Raw genomic sequence first — 674 nt, forward strand, 5'->3', positions numbered from 1 at the left:
AGCAGCAGCACGCCTTCCAGGGAGGTGTCGAACGAGAACGAGGCGCTCAGCGCCGCCCGCAGCCGGATCCCCGCCGCCGCGGCGTAGCCGTCGCGGTGGTGCAGGAACATGTTCACCACACCGCGGTGCTCCACCAGCACGCCCTTCGGCACCCCGGTCGAGCCCGACGTGTAGGTGACGTAGGCCGGATTCTCGGCCCGCAGCGGGGCGAGCCGGTCGGCGTCGGTCACGTCGGCGTCCGACATCTGCGCCAGCAGACCCGCCGTCCGCGCGCTGTCGGACAGCAGGGACTCGACCCCGTCCGGTACGACGTCCACAGCAGACTCGGTCGTCACGGCCAGGACCACACCGGCATCGCGCAGCAGCCACTCGATCCGCTCGGGCGGCAGACCCGGATCGACCGGCAGATAAGCACCACCGGCCTTCCACACCGCCAGCAACGACACCACCATCTCCGCCGACCGCGGCAACACCAACGCCACCACCGACTCCGGACCCACCCCCGCATCGATGAACACCCGCGCCAACCGATTCGCCGCCGCATTCACCTCCGCGAACGAACCCACAAACCCGTCACCGAACACCAAAGCCGTCGCCTCCGGCGTCCGCCGCACCTGCTCCTCGAACAACACCGGGAACGTCACCCCCGGCAACGGACCGGAGGTGTCGTTCCA

At 69.9% G+C, this 674-nt stretch carries 1 protein-coding gene; it reads right to left on the reverse strand.

What is annotated here, in order from left to right:
• Window positions 1-644, reverse strand: a 644-nt coding sequence (locus KXC43_RS50305; RefSeq protein ID WP_221383439.1) for an AMP-binding protein, incomplete at its 3' end; no start/stop codon positions are given.
• Between the last annotated feature and the right edge of the window lie 30 nt (window positions 645-674).

The organism is Paractinoplanes polyasparticus, assembly GCF_019710575.1.
Lineage (GTDB): Bacteria > Actinomycetota > Actinomycetes > Mycobacteriales > Micromonosporaceae > Actinoplanes > Actinoplanes polyasparticus.